Genomic DNA, 14,760 nt, shown 5'->3' with positions numbered 1-14,760 from the left:
CGCAGACACCGGAAACCCGCGCCCACGCGGGAAACCCCATCGACCCGAGGACGGATCAGATGAGCGAGGAAACCGTGCCCGACACGGACGAGCCGGCCACCGAACGCACACTCGGCGGCATCGGCACCCGGGTCCTGTTCGAGGACGACCGGGTCCGGATCTGGGAGCTGGAACTGGCCCCCGGCGCCCGCAGCGATGTACACCGCCACGAACTCGACTACTACCTGGTCCAGATCGCGGGCGATCGCATCGCGGTCGAGCCCGAGCCGGACAGCGCGGGCGAGTATCGCGAGTACTTCGCCGCCGACGTGGTGCCCGGCGTGGTCGTACCGATGCGGCGCGGCGGGGTGGAGACGGCGGTCAACGTCGGCGAGCAGCGCTATCACGAGATCATCGTCGAGCTGAAGGACCGGTAGGTCGTCCGCGATGGGGTCGGCGCGGCGGTCCGGGAGGGCGGGGCGATGACGGGCGGCCTGGTGATCGGCGCGGTGTTCGCCGGCGCGGCGCGGGCGGTGCCCGATCGGGCGGCGGCGGTGTTCGGCGACGAGGTGCTGACGTTCGGCGCGCTGCACGCGGCGGCGGGGCGTACGGCCCGCGCTTTGCGCGCGGCCGGGGTCGCGCGCGGCGACCGGGTCGTGTGCTGGAACCGGACCACCCTGGACGTCCTGCCCGTCTTCGCCGCGCTGGCCCGAATCGGCGCGGTGTACGTCCCGCTGAACCCGGACCTGACCGCCGACGAGGCGCGGGCGACGGTGGCCACGGCCCGCCCGGTGCTGCTGATCGCCGACCACACGGTGCCGGGGCCGGCCGTCGGCGCGGCGAGCGGCGTGCCGGTGCTCGGCCTGGACACCCTGCGGGCCGCGGCCGGCACGGCACCGGCATCGGCACGGGCGCCCGAAAACGCACCCGCACCCGGACCCGCACCGGGACCGGGACCGGGACCGGGAGCAGCATCCGCACCGGCACCGGCACCGGCACCGGCACCGGAGGACACCACGCCCGGCCCCGACGAAACCGACCCGCACGTCCTGTTCTTCACCTCCGGCAGCACCGGCCGCCCCAAGGGCGTGATCCTCTCCCACCGCACCAACGTGCTCCGCACCCATCCCGGCGCGCAGCTCGAACCGCGCGGCGCGATGGTGTGCCCGTATCCCCTGTTCCACATGGGCGCCTGGACCATCGCGTTGCAGCAGTGGCAGGCCCGGGACACGCTCGTGCTGGTCGCCCGGGCCGACGGCGCGGAGATCGTCGCGGCGGTGCGCCGACACCGGGCGACGCGGCTGAACTGCGTACCGGCCGTCTGGCGGCGGGTCCTGGACACGCTCGCGGCGGAGGCGGGGCCCGGCGCCGGCGTGCTGGACACGGTGCGGTTCGCCGACACCGGCACCTCCCGCACCCCGCCGGAACTGCTCGCGGCGATCGCCGAGGCCGCGCCCAACGCGGTACTGCGGGTCTTCTACGGCTCGACCGAGGCGGGCAACGTGGCCGCGCTCGACGGCCCCGACATCGCCCGCAAGCCCGGGAGTTGCGGCGTGCCGAGCCCCTACCAGGACGTCGGACTCACCGCCGACGGCGAGGTGTACGTGAGCGGACCGCTGCTGTTCGACGGCTACTTCGACGACCCGGCGGCCACCCGCGCGGTGCTGCGCGAGGGCCGGTACCACACCGGCGACCTGGCCACGGTGGACGCCGACGGCTACCTGACCATCACCGGCCGGGTCGGCGAACTGATCCGCACCGGCGGCGAGGCGGTCGACCCCGGCGAGGTCGAGGCGGTCCTCGCGCGGGCCGAAGGGGTCCGCGAGGTCGCCGTGGTCGGCCTGCCGGATCCCGTCTGGGGCGAGCTGATCTGCGCGGTCGTGGTCCCCGTCGACCCGACGAACCCACCCGACCCGACCACGCTCCGCACCTTCTGCGCCGGTCACCTGGCCGGCCACAAACACCCCCGCCGGGTGGTACACGTCCCCGAACTGCCCCGCACCGCGGCCACCGGCCAGGTACAACGCCGCCGACTGGTCGAACACATCACCGAACGCACGACCGAAGACAACCCGCCGCCGCCCTCGCACCACCACCGAACCCCCGAACCGCCCGCAAGCTCGCCGAGGACTGCGCGGCGCTGACGAGGCGCCGGCGCCGGCGCCGGTGGTGGTGGTGGCGTCGGTGGGGCAACGGGTGGCTGTGGGACGGAAATTGGGTGTCCTGGCTGCCCGGGGCGGCAATCGGGGTGGAGGCGGTCGTGGAGTTCTCGGATTGTTTGCGGGGTGTTCGGTTAGTCCTTTCGGGTGTTGGGCTCGAATGGGGCTTCGGGCCCGGGCTCGGTGCGGTAGACAAGGGGGCATGCCTCTGAAGACGCGTGCCGCCAGGGTCGGCTCGATGGATGTGAATCGTATGGCCCCGGTGGAGTTGCGGGTGTTCGCCCTGTTCGCCGCGGCAGCCGCGGCCGGCCAGACCGTCACCATCCGCGAGGTGGCCGGGCTGGCCGGGCCCAACGGGCGCACGATCGGCTCGCGCAGTGCGATGAGCATCGCCGGCGACCTGGTCGACAGCGGTCTGCTCGCCCTGTCCCCGCCGTTGGCCTCGGTCGGGCTCGACGGGCCGATCGAGGTGTCCGTGGCCGGCCGGAGCACGACGGAGGGCGCCGCCAAACCGGTGCTGCCGCGCCCGATGTCGCCGACCATGCCGGAGCTGCGCGAGCCGGTCGGGCCCGGGGCCGTGCCGGAACAGGCCCGCGGCGCGCGGCCCGTGCCGGAGCCTCGGCTGTCGAAGGAGGCCCGCCGGCCGCGTGAGCCGAAGGGCGCCAGGGACGGCGAACAGACCGGGCTGCGGCGCTTCGGCGTGCTGACCGTGCCGCCGGGGCTGCCGGACGCGCTGCTGGCCGAACTGACCTCGATCGTCGAGGGTTTCCGGGCGCATCAGGCCTCCGGGGTGGCCGACCTGACGGTGGTCGCCGAGTTGACCAAGCGCAAGGCCGCCGCGCTCGCGGTGTGGGCCGAGGTGCCGTATCCGCTGGGTACGGGGCTGGTCCGGGCCGAGGCGGAGCGGGCCCGCCGGGCGCACGAGACGACGTTGCAGCAGTTGGCCCAGCAGCGGGGCATCCCGTGGGAGAGCGCCCGCCCCGACGCGGAGCCCGGTGGGCACTGGGCGGTGAGCGGACTGGGCGAGCCGGTGCGCGGCGCGCTGACGTACATCGGCCGCACCGCCCCCGGCACCTCGCCCGTGGCCCGCCTGCTCGCACTGGTCTGCCTGTTGCGCGGGGTGGGCACCGGCGTCGCCAACCTGACCGGCCCCGACCTGCGCGGCGTGTGCGGCAAGGAGGCGGAGTCGGCGGTCGGCGAGTTGACCGCGTCCGGCTGGCTCAGCGTCGACGTCGAGGACCTACTGGCCACCGAGGAGGACCCGGTCGGCTGCGGCGTCCCCGGCGCGGAGGGCTTCACCCTGGGCAAGCTGCCCCGGACCCGGTCGTCGGGCTGGGTGGCCCGGCTGATCGCGCACAAGAAACTCCGCAAACAACCGGCGCGGGTACGGCTGGCCGCCCTCGGCGTCACCTCGCACTGCGACGCGCACGGTGCGGCCCGGGCCGACCTCGGCTTCCTCGCCGGCCTCACCGCGAGTACCCCGGAGGAGGCGGTGGCGGCGGCCGAGGTGCTGGTGGCCGAGGGCTGGCTGACCGAGGCCCACGTCGAGGAGGGCACGCTGCATGCCCAACTCGGCCCGGATCAGCTGATCTTCGTCGAGGCCCTGCGCACGAACACCCCGGTACAGACCCTCCAGGCGGCGGCCAAGGCGGCAGCCGCCGCAGCGGCGGAGGCGGAGTCCGCGCCGCAGGAAGTGCCCACTCCCCCGGCCGACCCGACGACCTGAGCACGCCGACCCGCGTCACACACGCGACCACCGCCCGTTCCACGTCCGCGTCCGGGTGAGCCGGTACAGGCACAACCCGTTGCCACCGGAATCACCCGGCCCGGATGTCGGTGAGCCCGTCGACCACGGCGCCCGACACGGCCCGCGCCGCCGTCCGCACCACCACGTCCCGGGTCGACACGTCCCGGACCGGCACCCCGACAGCCACGCCACGGGCACTACCAAGCCACCGGCCCAGGCATCCCCGACCACTCGCACACCGCCACCCGGGCCCGGACGACGGTGAGCCCGTCGACCACCGCGCCCGACAGGGCCCGCGCCGCCGTCCGCACCACCACGTCCCAGACCGGCGCCCAGGCGGCCACGCCACAAGCACTGCCGAGCCCCCGGCCGATGCCCCCAGGCACCCCCGACCGCTCGCGCACCGCCGCGCCCCTCCCCGTCGCGCCCGAGCCGGCCGGTGTACGCCGCATGCGCTGCCGAATCGCGCCAGGACCGGCCCTGCGAACGCTGCGGTCGGCCGCCGTCAAGCACGTCACCGGCCTTCACGCCGGCCGATGTTCGCCTGCCCGTCACCCGCGATCCGCTCCCCGGTAGGGCGCGGAGCGATGAACTGCGTACGTCCGCCCCTCCCGCCGGGCCCGCACCGCCGACCCCCGTCGACAGGCGCGAGCGTCCGGCTCTCCGCGTCCTCGAAAGGGCATTTCGTGTCGGCCTCCCCCCAGCCTCCCTCCGGCGTATCCCGCCGCCGCCTGTTCCAGCTCGGCGCGGGCGGCGCGGGTCTCGCCGTCGCCGGCTCCCTCCTGCCGCCGTCCGTCCAGCAGGCCCTGGCCTCCCCGCCCCCGCGCGGCGGGTTGAAGGCGATCAAGCACGTGGTCGTGCTGGTCCAGGAGAACCGCTCCTTCGACCACTACTACGGCACGCTGCGCGGCGTGCGGGGCTTCGGCGACCGCAACGCGATCCGCCTGCGCGACGGCGGCAGCGTGTTCGAGCAGCCCGGGGGCACCGCCGGCCACGTCCTGCCCTTCCCGGTGCGCAAGGCCGCCCAGGACGCGTCGAAGGACCTCCAGTACATCGGCGCGCTCGACCACAGCTGGGACGGCGGCCACAAGGCCTGGAACGACGGCTGGAACGACGGCTGGATCGGCGCCAAGTCACCCGCCACGATGGCCTTCTACGACCGCACCGACCTGCCGTTCCACTACGAGCTGGCGGACACCTTCACGATCTGCGACGCGTACCACTGCGCGCTGCCGTCGTCGACCTCGCCCAACCGCAACTACCTGGTCAGCGGCTACACCGGCTATGAGCCGGGCAGCACCACCCGGCGGGCGATCGACAACGCCGCGTACTCCGAGGACACCCACGCGGGCTACTCCTGGACCACCTACGCCGAGGAGCTTCAGCGCGCGGGCCGGTCCTGGAAGGTCTACCAGGAGTGGGACAACTACCAGGACAACAACCTGGAGTTCTACGTCTCGTTCAAGCAGGTCGCCCGCAAGGCGCTCGCCGCCGCCGGCGGCTTCAAGAGCCTGGACTCGTTCTACGGCAAGCTCGCCGGCGTACCCGCCGCCGAGCAGGACGCCATGCTGGCCAAGCTGGAACAGGGCGTCGCCACGCTGTCGCCCGCCGAGCGGGTCCTGTACGAGCGCGGCCTGCGCCGCGGCCGGCCGCACTCGCTCGCCGACGCGCTGCGCGCCGACATCGCGGCCGGCACCCTGCCCGAGGTGTCCTACCTGGTGCCCTCCGCGGCCGACTCCGAGCACCCGAGCGCCTCCTCGCCCGCCGCCAGCGCGACGATCACCTACCAGGTGCTCGACGCGATCGCGTCCAACCGGGAGATCTGGGACTCGACCGTCGTGCTGCTCACGTTCGACGAGAACGACGGCTTCTTCGACCACGTGCCGGCGCCCTGCCCGCCGGCGGAGGTCACCGACGAGTACTACAACGGGCTGCCGATCGGCTTCGGCGCGCGCGTGCCGATGATGATCGTGTCGCCGTGGACGGTCGGCGGCTACGTCTCGTCGGAGATCTTCGACCACACCTCGGTGACCCGGTTCCTGGAGACCTGGACCGGCGTACGCGCCCCCGACATCAGCGCCTGGCGGCGGACCGTGTCCGGCGACCTGACCGGCGCGTTCGACTTCGACCGGGCCCGCCGCTCGCAGGTGCCGCCGCGCCCGGCGCCGGCCCCCGCGTTCACCTCGCGCTGGCGGCCAACGCCGCCGGCGAACCAGAAGCTGCCCGAGCCGGAGCGCGGTCGCCGCCCGGCCAGGCCGCTGCCGTACCAGCCCGACGCCTCCGCGCGGCTGGACGCCTCCAAGCGCACGCTGACGCTCGACCTCGCCAACGGCGGGCAGTCCAGCGTGCACCTGCAACTGTTCCCGTACTCCGGGGACCTGGCCAAGCCGAAGCACTACGACGTGCGCGGCCGGCGCTCGGACACGATCGCGCTCAAGGGCGAGCGCTACGACCTGACGCTGATCGGCCCGAACGGCTTCCGCCGCGAGTTCGCCGGGGCGATCGCGCCGACCGCGCCCGGGGCGGGCGCCGAGGTCACCTCGCGGGTGCGGTCCACCGGGCGCATGCTCGACCTCGAACTGGTCAACCACGGCAAGCAGTCGGTGACCTTCAAGCTCACCCCCAACGCCTACGGGCAGGGCTGCTCCGACCGCGAGCGTACGATCACCCTCAAGCCCGGCCGCGACCGCACGGTGCACTGGTCGACGGGCTCGGCCGACGGCTGGTACGACGTCACGGTGACCATCGAGGGCGCCGACGGCTTCGTCCGACGTCTGGCCGGTCACATCGAGAACGGTCGGGAGAGCGTCAGCGGCTGACCCGCGGCCGACTCGACTCGCGACGTGGGTCGCCCGGAGGCCGGCGCGGCGTCTCCGGGCGGCCCACCGGCCATGCCGGGTCCGCGGCGCGCCCGCACGACCCCGTACGTCCCGGCGCACTTCCCCGCGCCGGGACGTGCGAGGGGGTGCGGGCGCGGGGCCGAACGCGAGCCGACCTCGGTCGCCACGACCCATCGGTGGGTCGTCGAGGCCGAGGTCGGGAGCGAAGCTCGGGGGTCGGAGCCGGGGTTACGGGGTTACGGGGTGACGGGCTGAATCAGCGCGGCTATCGGTCGGACGATCCCGCGAACGGTCAGTGGACCCTCTTGAACACGGAGGAGTTCGCCGCCAGGCCGTTCTCCCACAGGTATTCGACGTCGCTGCGCTCCTGCGCGTCCGGCTGCGTGTTCGTGCAGGACGGGCCGGGTCCGCCGCCGGACATCAGTTCGCTGCACGGACCGGAGTAGTTGTCCGGCAGGCCGAGCACGTGTCCGGTCTCGTGCGCGGCGACGCGCACCGAGTAGTACTCCTGGTTCTGCTGGTAGTCGAGGAAGATGTACCCGTGCCCGTGGCCGTCGGTGTCGGCGTAGGAGCCCTGCGGGTCGCTGCCCTCGTAGTAGGCGAAGTCGGCACCGCCGCCCCCGCCCTCGCTCAACTGCACGTTACTGACCGCGTTGTTCCAGATCTGCGCGCTCTGCGCTATCTCGGACGCGAACGACGGCGCCTGGCTCGCGTCGTAGGTGATGGTGACGCTCAGCAGACCCGGGTTGGCGGCCTGCTTGGCCCTGACCGACCTCATCACCGCGTCGAAGAACGCCTTGTTGCCGGCCTGTTCGGCGGCCGAGCCGGCGTAGGCCGAGGCGGTGTGATGGCTCGGCACGGGGTGGTGGGACGCGGACGGGGAGGCGGAGGCGGACGTCGGCACCGCGGTCAGTACGGCGGCCAGGCCGAGACCGAGCGCGGCCGAGAACACCGTCCTGCGGCGGCCGGCGTGGCGCGAGCGCTCCGGACGGCTCGGGTTGCTCGGGTGACTCGGGTCGCTCGGGAGACTCGATCGATTCGGTCGATTCATCTGGGGGACTCCATTCATGCCGGGAATCGGCGGTCGCCGGTGGGACGCCGGGGACTCGCCGGGGGAATTCCGGTCAGGGCGAGTGTGTCCCCGGTGACGACGAGCGCGGATGATGCCAGTGGGTGATAGCTCCGTCGGATCCGGTGGCGCCCGCCACCCCGACACCCGGCCCTCGGTACGCCGCGCGCTCAGGCCCGGAAGGGCAACGCCGAGCGTTCCCGGACCAGTTCGGCGTGCGGCGTACGGGTGCCGGCCGGGAGCGTGGCCAGCCACACCACGTCGGCGGCGGCCCGGTCGAGCGCCTCCTTCCGCGCGGCCGCGTCACCCGGCGCGGCCGGATCCGGGCGGCCCACGCACGCGACGTTGACCACGATGTCGCGCCGCGCCGGGTCCTCGGCCAGCTCCCGGGCCAGCACCTTCACCGCGGCCACCGTGCCGATCGCGGACGGGACACCGATCCACGCCGGCCACCCCTCCGCCGCCGACCGCCCGTCCTGGACCGCCCGTACGTAGTCGTCCATCACCCGCGACAGTTCGGCCAGGCTCACCCGGTCCACGTCGAAGCGCGCGCGCAGCCGATGGGGCAGGTGCCGCAGACCGCCGAGATCGCCCACCACGCACACGAACCGGGCCCCGTCGCGCAGTCGCGGCGCGAACGCCTCGATCAGCCGGCGGGTGCCGTGGTTGTTGGTGTCGACGTACGCCCCGACCTGGTCCTGATTGCGGGCGGCGAGGTCGATCCGGGCGCCGGCGCCGCCGATCAGGATGTCCACGCCGCCGTGCCGCGCGGCGATGGTGTCGGCCAACGCCTCGGCGCCGGCCGGATCGCGCAGGTCGAGCGCGGCCAGGCGCGGCGCGAACCCCTCGCGGCGCAGGCGGTCGACGGCGGCTTGTCCGCGTTCGGGGTCGCGGGCGGTGAGGTAGACGACGTCGTCGGCGGCGAGGCGGCGGTACAACCCGCGCAGCACGGCCAGGCCCAGTCGCCCGGTCCCCCCTGTGACGATGGCGGTTTTGGACATGGCACTCCCCGATTCCGTCGAGCCGTCGTACGTGGCGCGGGTCGCCGCCGGCCGAGTCGGGTGGAGTCGACCGGGCGGACCGGCGTGTGTCTACGATCGTGCCGAGGCGAGGGTCGGAACAACGGCGATGCCGGCAATGAGCGTTAACCCTCGGGTTAACGATGCGGGGCATTGCGGCGGATCGGTCGGCTCGACTCGGCTCGACGACGGGGCAGGGCGGCAAAGCGGCAGGGCGGCACGGCCGCGAGCGCGGCACGGCGATACGGCACGACGATATGGCAACGAACGGCGGGGGCGTATGGAGCTGCGGGACATCGAGATCTTCCTCGTACTGGCCGAGGAGTTGCACTTCGGCCGCACAGCGGATCGTCTGCTGATCTCCTCGGCGCGGGTCAGCCAGGCGATCAAGCAGCAGGAACGCCGGATCGGCGCACCGCTGTTCGAGCGGACCAGCAGACGTGTGGCACTGACCCCGATCGGGGACCAGCTGCGCGAGGACCTGGCGGCGGGCTATCAGCGCATCCAGGACGGGATCGAACGCGCCGCCGCCTCGGCACGCGGCCTGACCGGGACGCTGCGCCTGGGCACGATGGATGCCACGCTGGCGGAGATCCCGGAGATCCTGGAGGCGTTCCGGACCCGGCACCCCGACTGCGAGCTGCGGATCCGCGAGGCGCACATCGGGAATCCGTTCGGGCTGTTGCGGGCCGGCGAGGTCGACCTGCAACTGGTGTGGCTGCCGGTGGAGGAGCCCGATCTGACGGTGGGTCCGATCGTGCTGACCGAGCCGCTGGTGCTCGCGGTGTCCGCCCGGCACGAGTTCGCGGGGCGCGAGTCGGTGTCGCTCGAAGACCTGGCGGTGGGGCCGGTGTTCGGCTTCGACGACTCGGTACCGGCCTACTGGGCCGAGGCGATCAACCCGGCGCAGACACCGAGCGGCAAGCCGATCCCGCGCGGCCCGGTCAGCTCGACCGCGCACGAGACGCTGACCACGATCGCGGCGGGCCTGGCCATCTCGCCGGTGCCGCTGCACGCGGTCAAGTACTTCCCTCGCGGCGACATCGCGTACATCCCCATCCACGACTCGCCCATGTTGTCCTGGGCCCTGATCCACCGCACCGCCGCCCTCTCCCCGCTCGCCCGGGCCTTCTTCCGGGCGGCCGAGGACACGTTGGCGGCGGCGGAAGCCTGACTGGCGCCGGGCGCGTGGTGCTCCTCGGCCGCGGGCCGCGACGGGTGCCGGGCTGCGAGGCGCCCGGGCGGGAGCCGCGGCGTGGCGTCCGTGTTCGCCGTGCCGATGTGTCCGTCCCGGCCCCGCCGGCCGTTTCGGGCCGAGTCGCTCGGCGGTTCCCGTGACGCGTCCGGACTCGCCGCCGCCCGGGACCGTGCCGGACGGCCGCCGTGCGCGGTCGGGCCTCGAACCGTCCCGAATATCGGGCCCGGACCACCCGGGACGGGGCGGGTTCGGATGCGCTCGCCTACACTCCGGTTGTGTCCGACCTCTCCTCTCCCCCGCCCGGTGACGACGCGCTCGACGCGGTCGGGGTGCTCGTCGATCCGGTCCGCCGGGCGTTGTATCGCCACGTCGTCGCGGCCGAGGGCCCCGTGGGCCGGGCGGCCGCGGCGGACGCGGTCGGCATCCAGCGCACGCTCGCGGCCTTCCACCTCGACAAACTGGTCGAGGCGAACCTGCTCACCACGGAGTACGCCCGACCCGCCGGCAAGGGCGGCCCCGGCGCGGGGCGGCCGGCGAAGCTGTACCGCCGCAACCCGGTCGAGACGAGCGTGACACTGCCCCCGCGCGCCTACGACACGGCCGGCCAGATCCTGGCGGACGCGATCGAGCGGGCAGGCGCCGACCGGGCGGTACACGCGGCCGCGTACGACGCCGGGCGCGTGGCCGGCCGGGCCCTCGGGGGCGGGGCGCCCGCAACGGGGGAGGCCGACGAGCATGTCCGGGTGCTGGCGGCCCTGACGGCACGCGGCTACGAGCCGGTCCCGGAGGCGCCCCGGATCCTGCTGCGGAACTGCCCGTTCCACCAACTGGCCGAGGACTTCCCGCCACTGGTGTGCGGAATGAACCTGGCCCTGCTCGAAGGCCTGCTCGACGGCGTCGACGCACCCGGCCATCGGGCCCGTTTGGACTCGGTACCGGGCCGCTGCTGCGTGGTGGTCGAACGCGCCCCGTAGGGGCGGACACCGCGCGGGACATACCTCCTCGCCGCCCTCGATCTCTAAAAACAATTCTCGTTGACATATTCTCCGCGACCTGGTGAGGTGATGCCATGCCGACGACACACCACATCGCCCAGTTCAACGTCGCGCGAATGCTCGCTCCCCTGGACACGCCCACCATGGTCGACTTCGTCGCCGGTCTCGACCCGGTCAACGAACTCGCCGACGGCGCGCCCGGCTTCGTCTGGCGCCTGACGGGCGAGGACGAGGGAGTACCCTCCTCCACCGACATCCGCCCCTACGACCCCGACTCCATCGTGACCATGTCGGTGTGGGAAACCCCGGAGCTGCTCTGGGAGTTCGTCTACCGCAGCGGTCACCTGGAATACCTGCGCCGGCGCCAGGACTGGTTCCACCACCTCGCCGAGATCACCCAGGTCGTGTGGTGGATCCCGGCGGGGACCATCCCGACCGTCGCCGAGGGCAAAGCACGCCTGGACCACCTGCGCGAACACGGCCCCACCCCGTACGCCTTCACCTTCCGCAACCGCTTCCCCGCACCGGAGACGGACACCGACGAGCAGGCGGCGGAGGTCGCCTGACCACGCACGCGGCCACCACGGGGTTGCGGCGGCCCTCGGCGCCGCCGCAACCCCCCGTGTCGAGCGTGCCCCTCGAAGCGCGCGCCATCACCAGGGTCACGGGCCGCCTCCCCGCACACGACTCACGCAGACTCCAGGGCGGTTCGTCCCGCGCGAACGCCAAGGCGACCCGGGGCGCACGATCCCGCATCAAACGTGATGGAGCCCGTCCCGCCGATGCCGCGCAGGCGGAATGTCCACCGATTCCGCCGCCGTCACGTCGAGGCCACCGGCAGCCGAGCCATCGACCACCGCCCGCACGAGAACGACCCCCGCCCGCAGTCGCATCCGCTCCCGCCCCTCGGCCAGAGCGGCCGCCGTCCGATTTCCCCATCGGACGCGAGGTACCGCCCCCAGGCGTACACATCGACCCGCCGGACGATCCGCTGCGGACGCGGACGACGTCCCTCGCGAGCCGCCTCCGCCAGGACTCGGGCGCTGTAGCGCAGGTCGAAGCACCGGACGGATCGCCACGGCCCTCCGGAAAAAGCCGATTCGCCCGCCTCTTCGAGGCGACGCGGAATCGGGTGATGTGCGGTACGGGACATGGGAACTCCGTCGACGCACCGCCAGGTCCTCTACCTGGCGTACCTAACGGAACCCATGCGCGCCGGTGCCCCGATCCCGCCCCGGGCCGCGCCGCCATCCACCACCTGCCGTCCCCACATGCGGCAAGCTACCGGACCCCCTCGCGCCGGTGCGCGGGAAATCTACGGGATCAGGGCGGCGTCGACCGCCTTGGTGTCCCAGTAGAACGGCCGGATCTCGGTGATCAGGCCGTCCCGGATGGTGATCATCTGCATCACCCACGTGTCGAGGACGCGGCCGGTGGCCCGGGCGGTGAGCAGGCCGTGGTTGAGGATGGCGGCCCGCTCGCCGTCGATGGCGAAACGTTGTTCGAGGAATTCCATGTCCCGCCAGGCCTCGCCCATCGCGGCCATGAAGTCCTCGATGCCCTCCGGGCCGTAGCGAGGGCCGCCGTAGGGGAGGCCGGGCGACTGGTACATGACGACGTCCGGGTCGAGGCACGCGGCGAGGTCGGCGAAGCTCGCCTTGCCCCGGCCGCCGGCGGCGACGTACGCGGCCTCCGCGGCGAAGAACCGCTGGAGGACGGCGAGGGTGTCGGCGTCGTCGGTGGGCCGGGGTGCGGGGTGTGTGTTCTCGGTGGTCACGGATCCATCGTGAAGTTTGGCGCGGGGCGGTGCCGGCGGCAATCGGTCGTCGCGTTTCGGGCCCGGGTCACGGAGGCGGGTGTGTCCGCCGTCACATGGAACCTTTCCCGGATGGGCGTCCTCTTCCTGGCGATCGGCCGACAACTCGTCGGCCCGGGAAGGGGATCGCGCCATGCACAACGCCATCGAAGCCGCAGGCAGCACGAGAACCGCCGCCAATGTGGCCGCAGCCGCAGCCATGGATGTGGCCACCACCGGCTCGGCCGCCTCCGCGCGCCGGCGCAAAGGCACCGCCGTCGCCGCGCTGTTGGCCGGTGACGCGCTCGTCCACGCGTTCTGGGCGACCGGCGCGACGTGGCCGGCCGGCAGCACCGAGGCCCTGTCGCAGGGACTGCTCAACGCCGACGTCCCGTTCACCCCACGCGTCCTGCTCCCGCTGTGCACACTGCTCACCACCGCCGCCGTCGGCATACATGCACACAGCCGAGGCCGCGGCGGCAGGCTCACCGCACTCGTCAGCGCGGCCGTGGCCACCGGGCTCACCGTGCGGGCCGGAGCGGGCGTGGTCTGGGCCTTCGGCGTCGGGGCCGATCAGGGCAGCACCTTCTACCGGCTCAACCTCGCCGTCTACACCCCGGTGTGCGTGGGCTTCGGATACGCCGCCGCGCGCGTCGCACTGGACGGCATCGTCCGGCGGCCGAGTCGGCTGCTCCGAACGCGGGCCGCCGGGAGATGATCACCACCGTGCCCAAGCGTGGAACCGAGGATCGAGCCGCCGAGCGCCGTGCGCGCGGCGTCGCCCTTGCCCGCGCCGCCCGCCACGGCGACACGGTCGCAATGAGCGATCTGCTCGACCACCTGATCCCCTACGTCACCACCATCTGCGGCCCGATCGCCCTCGACGCCCGGCAGGACGCGGTCCAGGAAACCCTCGTCGTGGTCTTCCGCGCCCTGCGCTCGCTCCACGAACCCGAGGCGCTGTACGGCTGGGTCCGGGCAATCGCGGTGCGCGAAGCGGTGCGGATCGCGCGGCGGGCGATCCGCGACGTCCCCACCGAGTGGGCCGACCCACCCGCCCCCGGCGACCCGCAACTCGCCGCCGACATCGACGACGTACTGGCCCGACTCTCCCCCGAACACCGCGCCGTACTGGTCCTGCGCGACGTCGAGGGCTTGGACGAACAGACCGCCGCCGATCTGCTCGGCGTCCCCGAAGGCACCGTCAAGTCCCGGCTGCACCGCGCCCGGGCAGGATTTCGAAGGATGTGGACGGCATGAGCAAGCCATCCGAACCCGACAACATCGAACCCCCTGACACCAACACCGACGCCACCACCGGATCTCACACCGACATCGACGTCGACGCCGAGCCGATCGACGCGGTGGGCCGACTCCGGGTGCTGATCGCCGGGATCCCCGGCGCGCGCATCGTCGAGGGGGTCGTCGACGCGCCCTTCGCCGACGTCTGGGCGGTGATGGGGGACCTGGAACACGGCTTCGGCCGATTCCAGCCGGACATGCGCCACGTTCGGGTACTGCGACGCGACGGCGATCGCATAGAGGCGCACGCACGCAGCCGATACGGGATGCGGGCCCGCTTCGACGGCGTGCTGCGCCCGGGGTGGTGCTGGCTACAGAGCAGGTTCGTGATCATCGGCATGGCGGCCGTCCCCGAGCACGGGAGAACCCGGGTGGCCCTCACCGGCGGCGTACGCGTCCCCGGCCGCGCCGCCATCGTGCCGGTGGGCGCAAGGCGCGAACTGCGCCGGGGCCTGGCCCGGTTGGGACAGGCGGTGGAGGAAGGCTGACCGACCCGGCGAAACCGGGCTGCGGGCAAGGCGGTTGCGGTGGGGACGGGGGAGGGGCGCCCGGAGCTTGCATTCTGGATAGATGACATCCAGAATCAGATCACGGCCCACGCCGCCACCTCAACCGTGCCACCCGGTTCGGAGGAGAGCCGCCATCCACCACCCCGCC

14 protein-coding genes are annotated in these 14,760 nt (G+C 73.3%); 10 read left to right on the top strand and 4 right to left on the bottom strand.

Annotated features, from left to right (window positions below):
- The first annotated feature begins 59 nt into the window (after window positions 1-59).
- The 3 genes from ACH4XV_RS24670 (at window position 60) to ACH4XV_RS24660 (ending at window position 3,864) form a co-directional block, all read left to right on the top strand.
- Window positions 60-416 (top strand): hypothetical protein, encoded by a 357-nt coding sequence (locus ACH4XV_RS24670; protein WP_395793260.1) that lies wholly within the window; start codon window positions 60-62, stop codon window positions 414-416.
- Window positions 417-461: 45 nt separating this feature from the next.
- On the top strand, window positions 462-2,123 hold the full coding sequence (locus ACH4XV_RS24665; protein WP_395793258.1) for a class I adenylate-forming enzyme family protein: 1,662 nt from the start codon (window positions 462-464) through the stop codon (window positions 2,121-2,123).
- A 253-nt stretch (window positions 2,124-2,376) separates the two neighbouring features.
- Complete coding sequence (locus ACH4XV_RS24660; protein ID WP_395793256.1) at window positions 2,377-3,864, top strand: hypothetical protein; 1,488 nt, start codon at window positions 2,377-2,379, stop codon at window positions 3,862-3,864.
- A gap of 218 nt (window positions 3,865-4,082) precedes the next feature.
- Here ACH4XV_RS24660 and ACH4XV_RS24655 read toward each other — a convergent pair whose 3' ends face one another.
- On the bottom strand, window positions 4,083-4,289 hold the full coding sequence (locus tag ACH4XV_RS24655) for a hypothetical protein (RefSeq protein ID WP_395793254.1): 207 nt from the start codon (window positions 4,287-4,289) through the stop codon (window positions 4,083-4,085).
- Between the two features lie 282 nt (window positions 4,290-4,571).
- Here ACH4XV_RS24655 and ACH4XV_RS24650 point away from each other — a divergent pair, with 282 nt between their 5' ends.
- Complete coding sequence (locus ACH4XV_RS24650) at window positions 4,572-6,704, top strand: phosphocholine-specific phospholipase C (RefSeq protein ID WP_395793252.1); 2,133 nt, start codon at window positions 4,572-4,574, stop codon at window positions 6,702-6,704.
- A gap of 313 nt (window positions 6,705-7,017) precedes the next feature.
- On the opposite strand, the gene snpA is transcribed toward ACH4XV_RS24650, so the two are convergent.
- Together snpA and ACH4XV_RS24640 are read right to left on the bottom strand one after the other, a co-directional pair.
- A complete protein-coding gene (gene snpA / locus ACH4XV_RS24645) occupies window positions 7,018-7,776 on the bottom strand; it encodes a snapalysin (protein WP_395793250.1) in 759 nt (252 codons plus the stop codon).
- 188 nt (window positions 7,777-7,964) lie between these two features.
- Entirely contained in the window at window positions 7,965-8,795 is an 831-nt protein-coding gene (locus ACH4XV_RS24640) for an SDR family NAD(P)-dependent oxidoreductase (RefSeq protein ID WP_395793248.1), read from the bottom strand.
- 298 nt (window positions 8,796-9,093) lie between these two features.
- Here ACH4XV_RS24640 and ACH4XV_RS24635 point away from each other — a divergent pair, with 298 nt between their 5' ends.
- The 3 genes from ACH4XV_RS24635 to ACH4XV_RS24625 all read left to right on the top strand — a co-directional run bounded on the left by ACH4XV_RS24635 (window position 9,094) and on the right by ACH4XV_RS24625 (window position 11,572).
- On the top strand, window positions 9,094-9,987 hold the full coding sequence (locus tag ACH4XV_RS24635) for a LysR family transcriptional regulator (protein ID WP_395793246.1): 894 nt from the start codon (window positions 9,094-9,096) through the stop codon (window positions 9,985-9,987).
- Window positions 9,988-10,286: 299 nt separating this feature from the next.
- On the top strand, window positions 10,287-10,985 hold the full coding sequence (locus ACH4XV_RS24630; protein WP_395793244.1) for a helix-turn-helix transcriptional regulator: 699 nt from the start codon (window positions 10,287-10,289) through the stop codon (window positions 10,983-10,985).
- A 95-nt stretch (window positions 10,986-11,080) separates the two neighbouring features.
- Entirely contained in the window at window positions 11,081-11,572 is a 492-nt protein-coding gene (locus tag ACH4XV_RS24625; RefSeq protein WP_395793242.1) for a DUF3291 domain-containing protein, read from the top strand.
- Between the two features lie 749 nt (window positions 11,573-12,321).
- On the opposite strand, the gene ACH4XV_RS24620 is transcribed toward ACH4XV_RS24625, so the two are convergent.
- On the bottom strand, window positions 12,322-12,783 hold the full coding sequence (locus tag ACH4XV_RS24620) for a nuclear transport factor 2 family protein (protein ID WP_395793240.1): 462 nt from the start codon (window positions 12,781-12,783) through the stop codon (window positions 12,322-12,324).
- Between the two features lie 172 nt (window positions 12,784-12,955).
- On the opposite strand from ACH4XV_RS24620, the gene ACH4XV_RS24615 reads away from it, so the two are divergent.
- From ACH4XV_RS24615 to ACH4XV_RS24605, 3 genes are read left to right on the top strand one after another with little or no spacing between them, the layout of a single operon-like run.
- Window positions 12,956-13,519 (top strand): DUF3995 domain-containing protein, encoded by a 564-nt coding sequence (locus tag ACH4XV_RS24615; RefSeq protein WP_395793238.1) that lies wholly within the window; start codon window positions 12,956-12,958, stop codon window positions 13,517-13,519.
- A gap of 8 nt (window positions 13,520-13,527) precedes the next feature.
- Window positions 13,528-14,061 carry an RNA polymerase sigma factor gene (locus ACH4XV_RS24610; RefSeq protein ID WP_395793236.1) on the top strand — a complete coding sequence of 178 codons (534 nt, stop codon included), beginning with the start codon at window positions 13,528-13,530 and terminating at the stop codon, window positions 14,059-14,061.
- Window positions 14,058-14,591 carry a hypothetical protein gene (locus tag ACH4XV_RS24605; RefSeq protein ID WP_395793234.1) on the top strand — a complete coding sequence of 178 codons (534 nt, stop codon included), beginning with the start codon at window positions 14,058-14,060 and terminating at the stop codon, window positions 14,589-14,591. The genes ACH4XV_RS24610 and ACH4XV_RS24605 overlap by 4 nt, the downstream gene beginning before the upstream one ends.
- Window positions 14,592-14,760: the final 169 nt, after the last annotated feature.

It is taken from the genome of Embleya sp. NPDC020630 (genome assembly GCF_044334985.1).
In the GTDB taxonomy this organism is placed as follows: Bacteria; Actinomycetota; Actinomycetes; order Streptomycetales; family Streptomycetaceae; genus Embleya.
Note: the sequence above shows the minus strand (reverse complement) of the source record. Positions and strands in the feature narration are given on the sequence as shown.

Excerpts from the sequence above, each read along its gene's own strand:
- ACH4XV_RS24635 (WP_395793246.1), top strand. The coding sequence starts at position 9,094 with ATGGAGCTGCGGGACATCGAGATCTTCCTCGTACTGGCCGAGGAGTTG.
- ACH4XV_RS24660 (WP_395793256.1), top strand. The coding sequence starts at position 2,377 with ATGGATGTGAATCGTATGGCCCCGGTGGAGTTGCGGGTGTTCGCCCTG.
- ACH4XV_RS24665 (WP_395793258.1), top strand. The coding sequence starts at position 462 with ATGACGGGCGGCCTGGTGATCGGCGCGGTGTTCGCCGGCGCGGCGCGG.
- snpA (WP_395793250.1), bottom strand. The coding sequence starts at position 7,776 with ATGAATCGACCGAATCGATCGAGTCTCCCGAGCGACCCGAGTCACCCG.
- ACH4XV_RS24625 (WP_395793242.1), top strand. The coding sequence starts at position 11,081 with ATGCCGACGACACACCACATCGCCCAGTTCAACGTCGCGCGAATGCTC.
- ACH4XV_RS24615 (WP_395793238.1), top strand. The coding sequence starts at position 12,956 with ATGCACAACGCCATCGAAGCCGCAGGCAGCACGAGAACCGCCGCCAAT.
- ACH4XV_RS24670 (WP_395793260.1), top strand. The coding sequence starts at position 60 with ATGAGCGAGGAAACCGTGCCCGACACGGACGAGCCGGCCACCGAACGC.
- ACH4XV_RS24605 (WP_395793234.1), top strand. The coding sequence starts at position 14,058 with ATGAGCAAGCCATCCGAACCCGACAACATCGAACCCCCTGACACCAAC.
- ACH4XV_RS24640 (WP_395793248.1), bottom strand. The coding sequence starts at position 8,795 with ATGTCCAAAACCGCCATCGTCACAGGGGGGACCGGGCGACTGGGCCTG.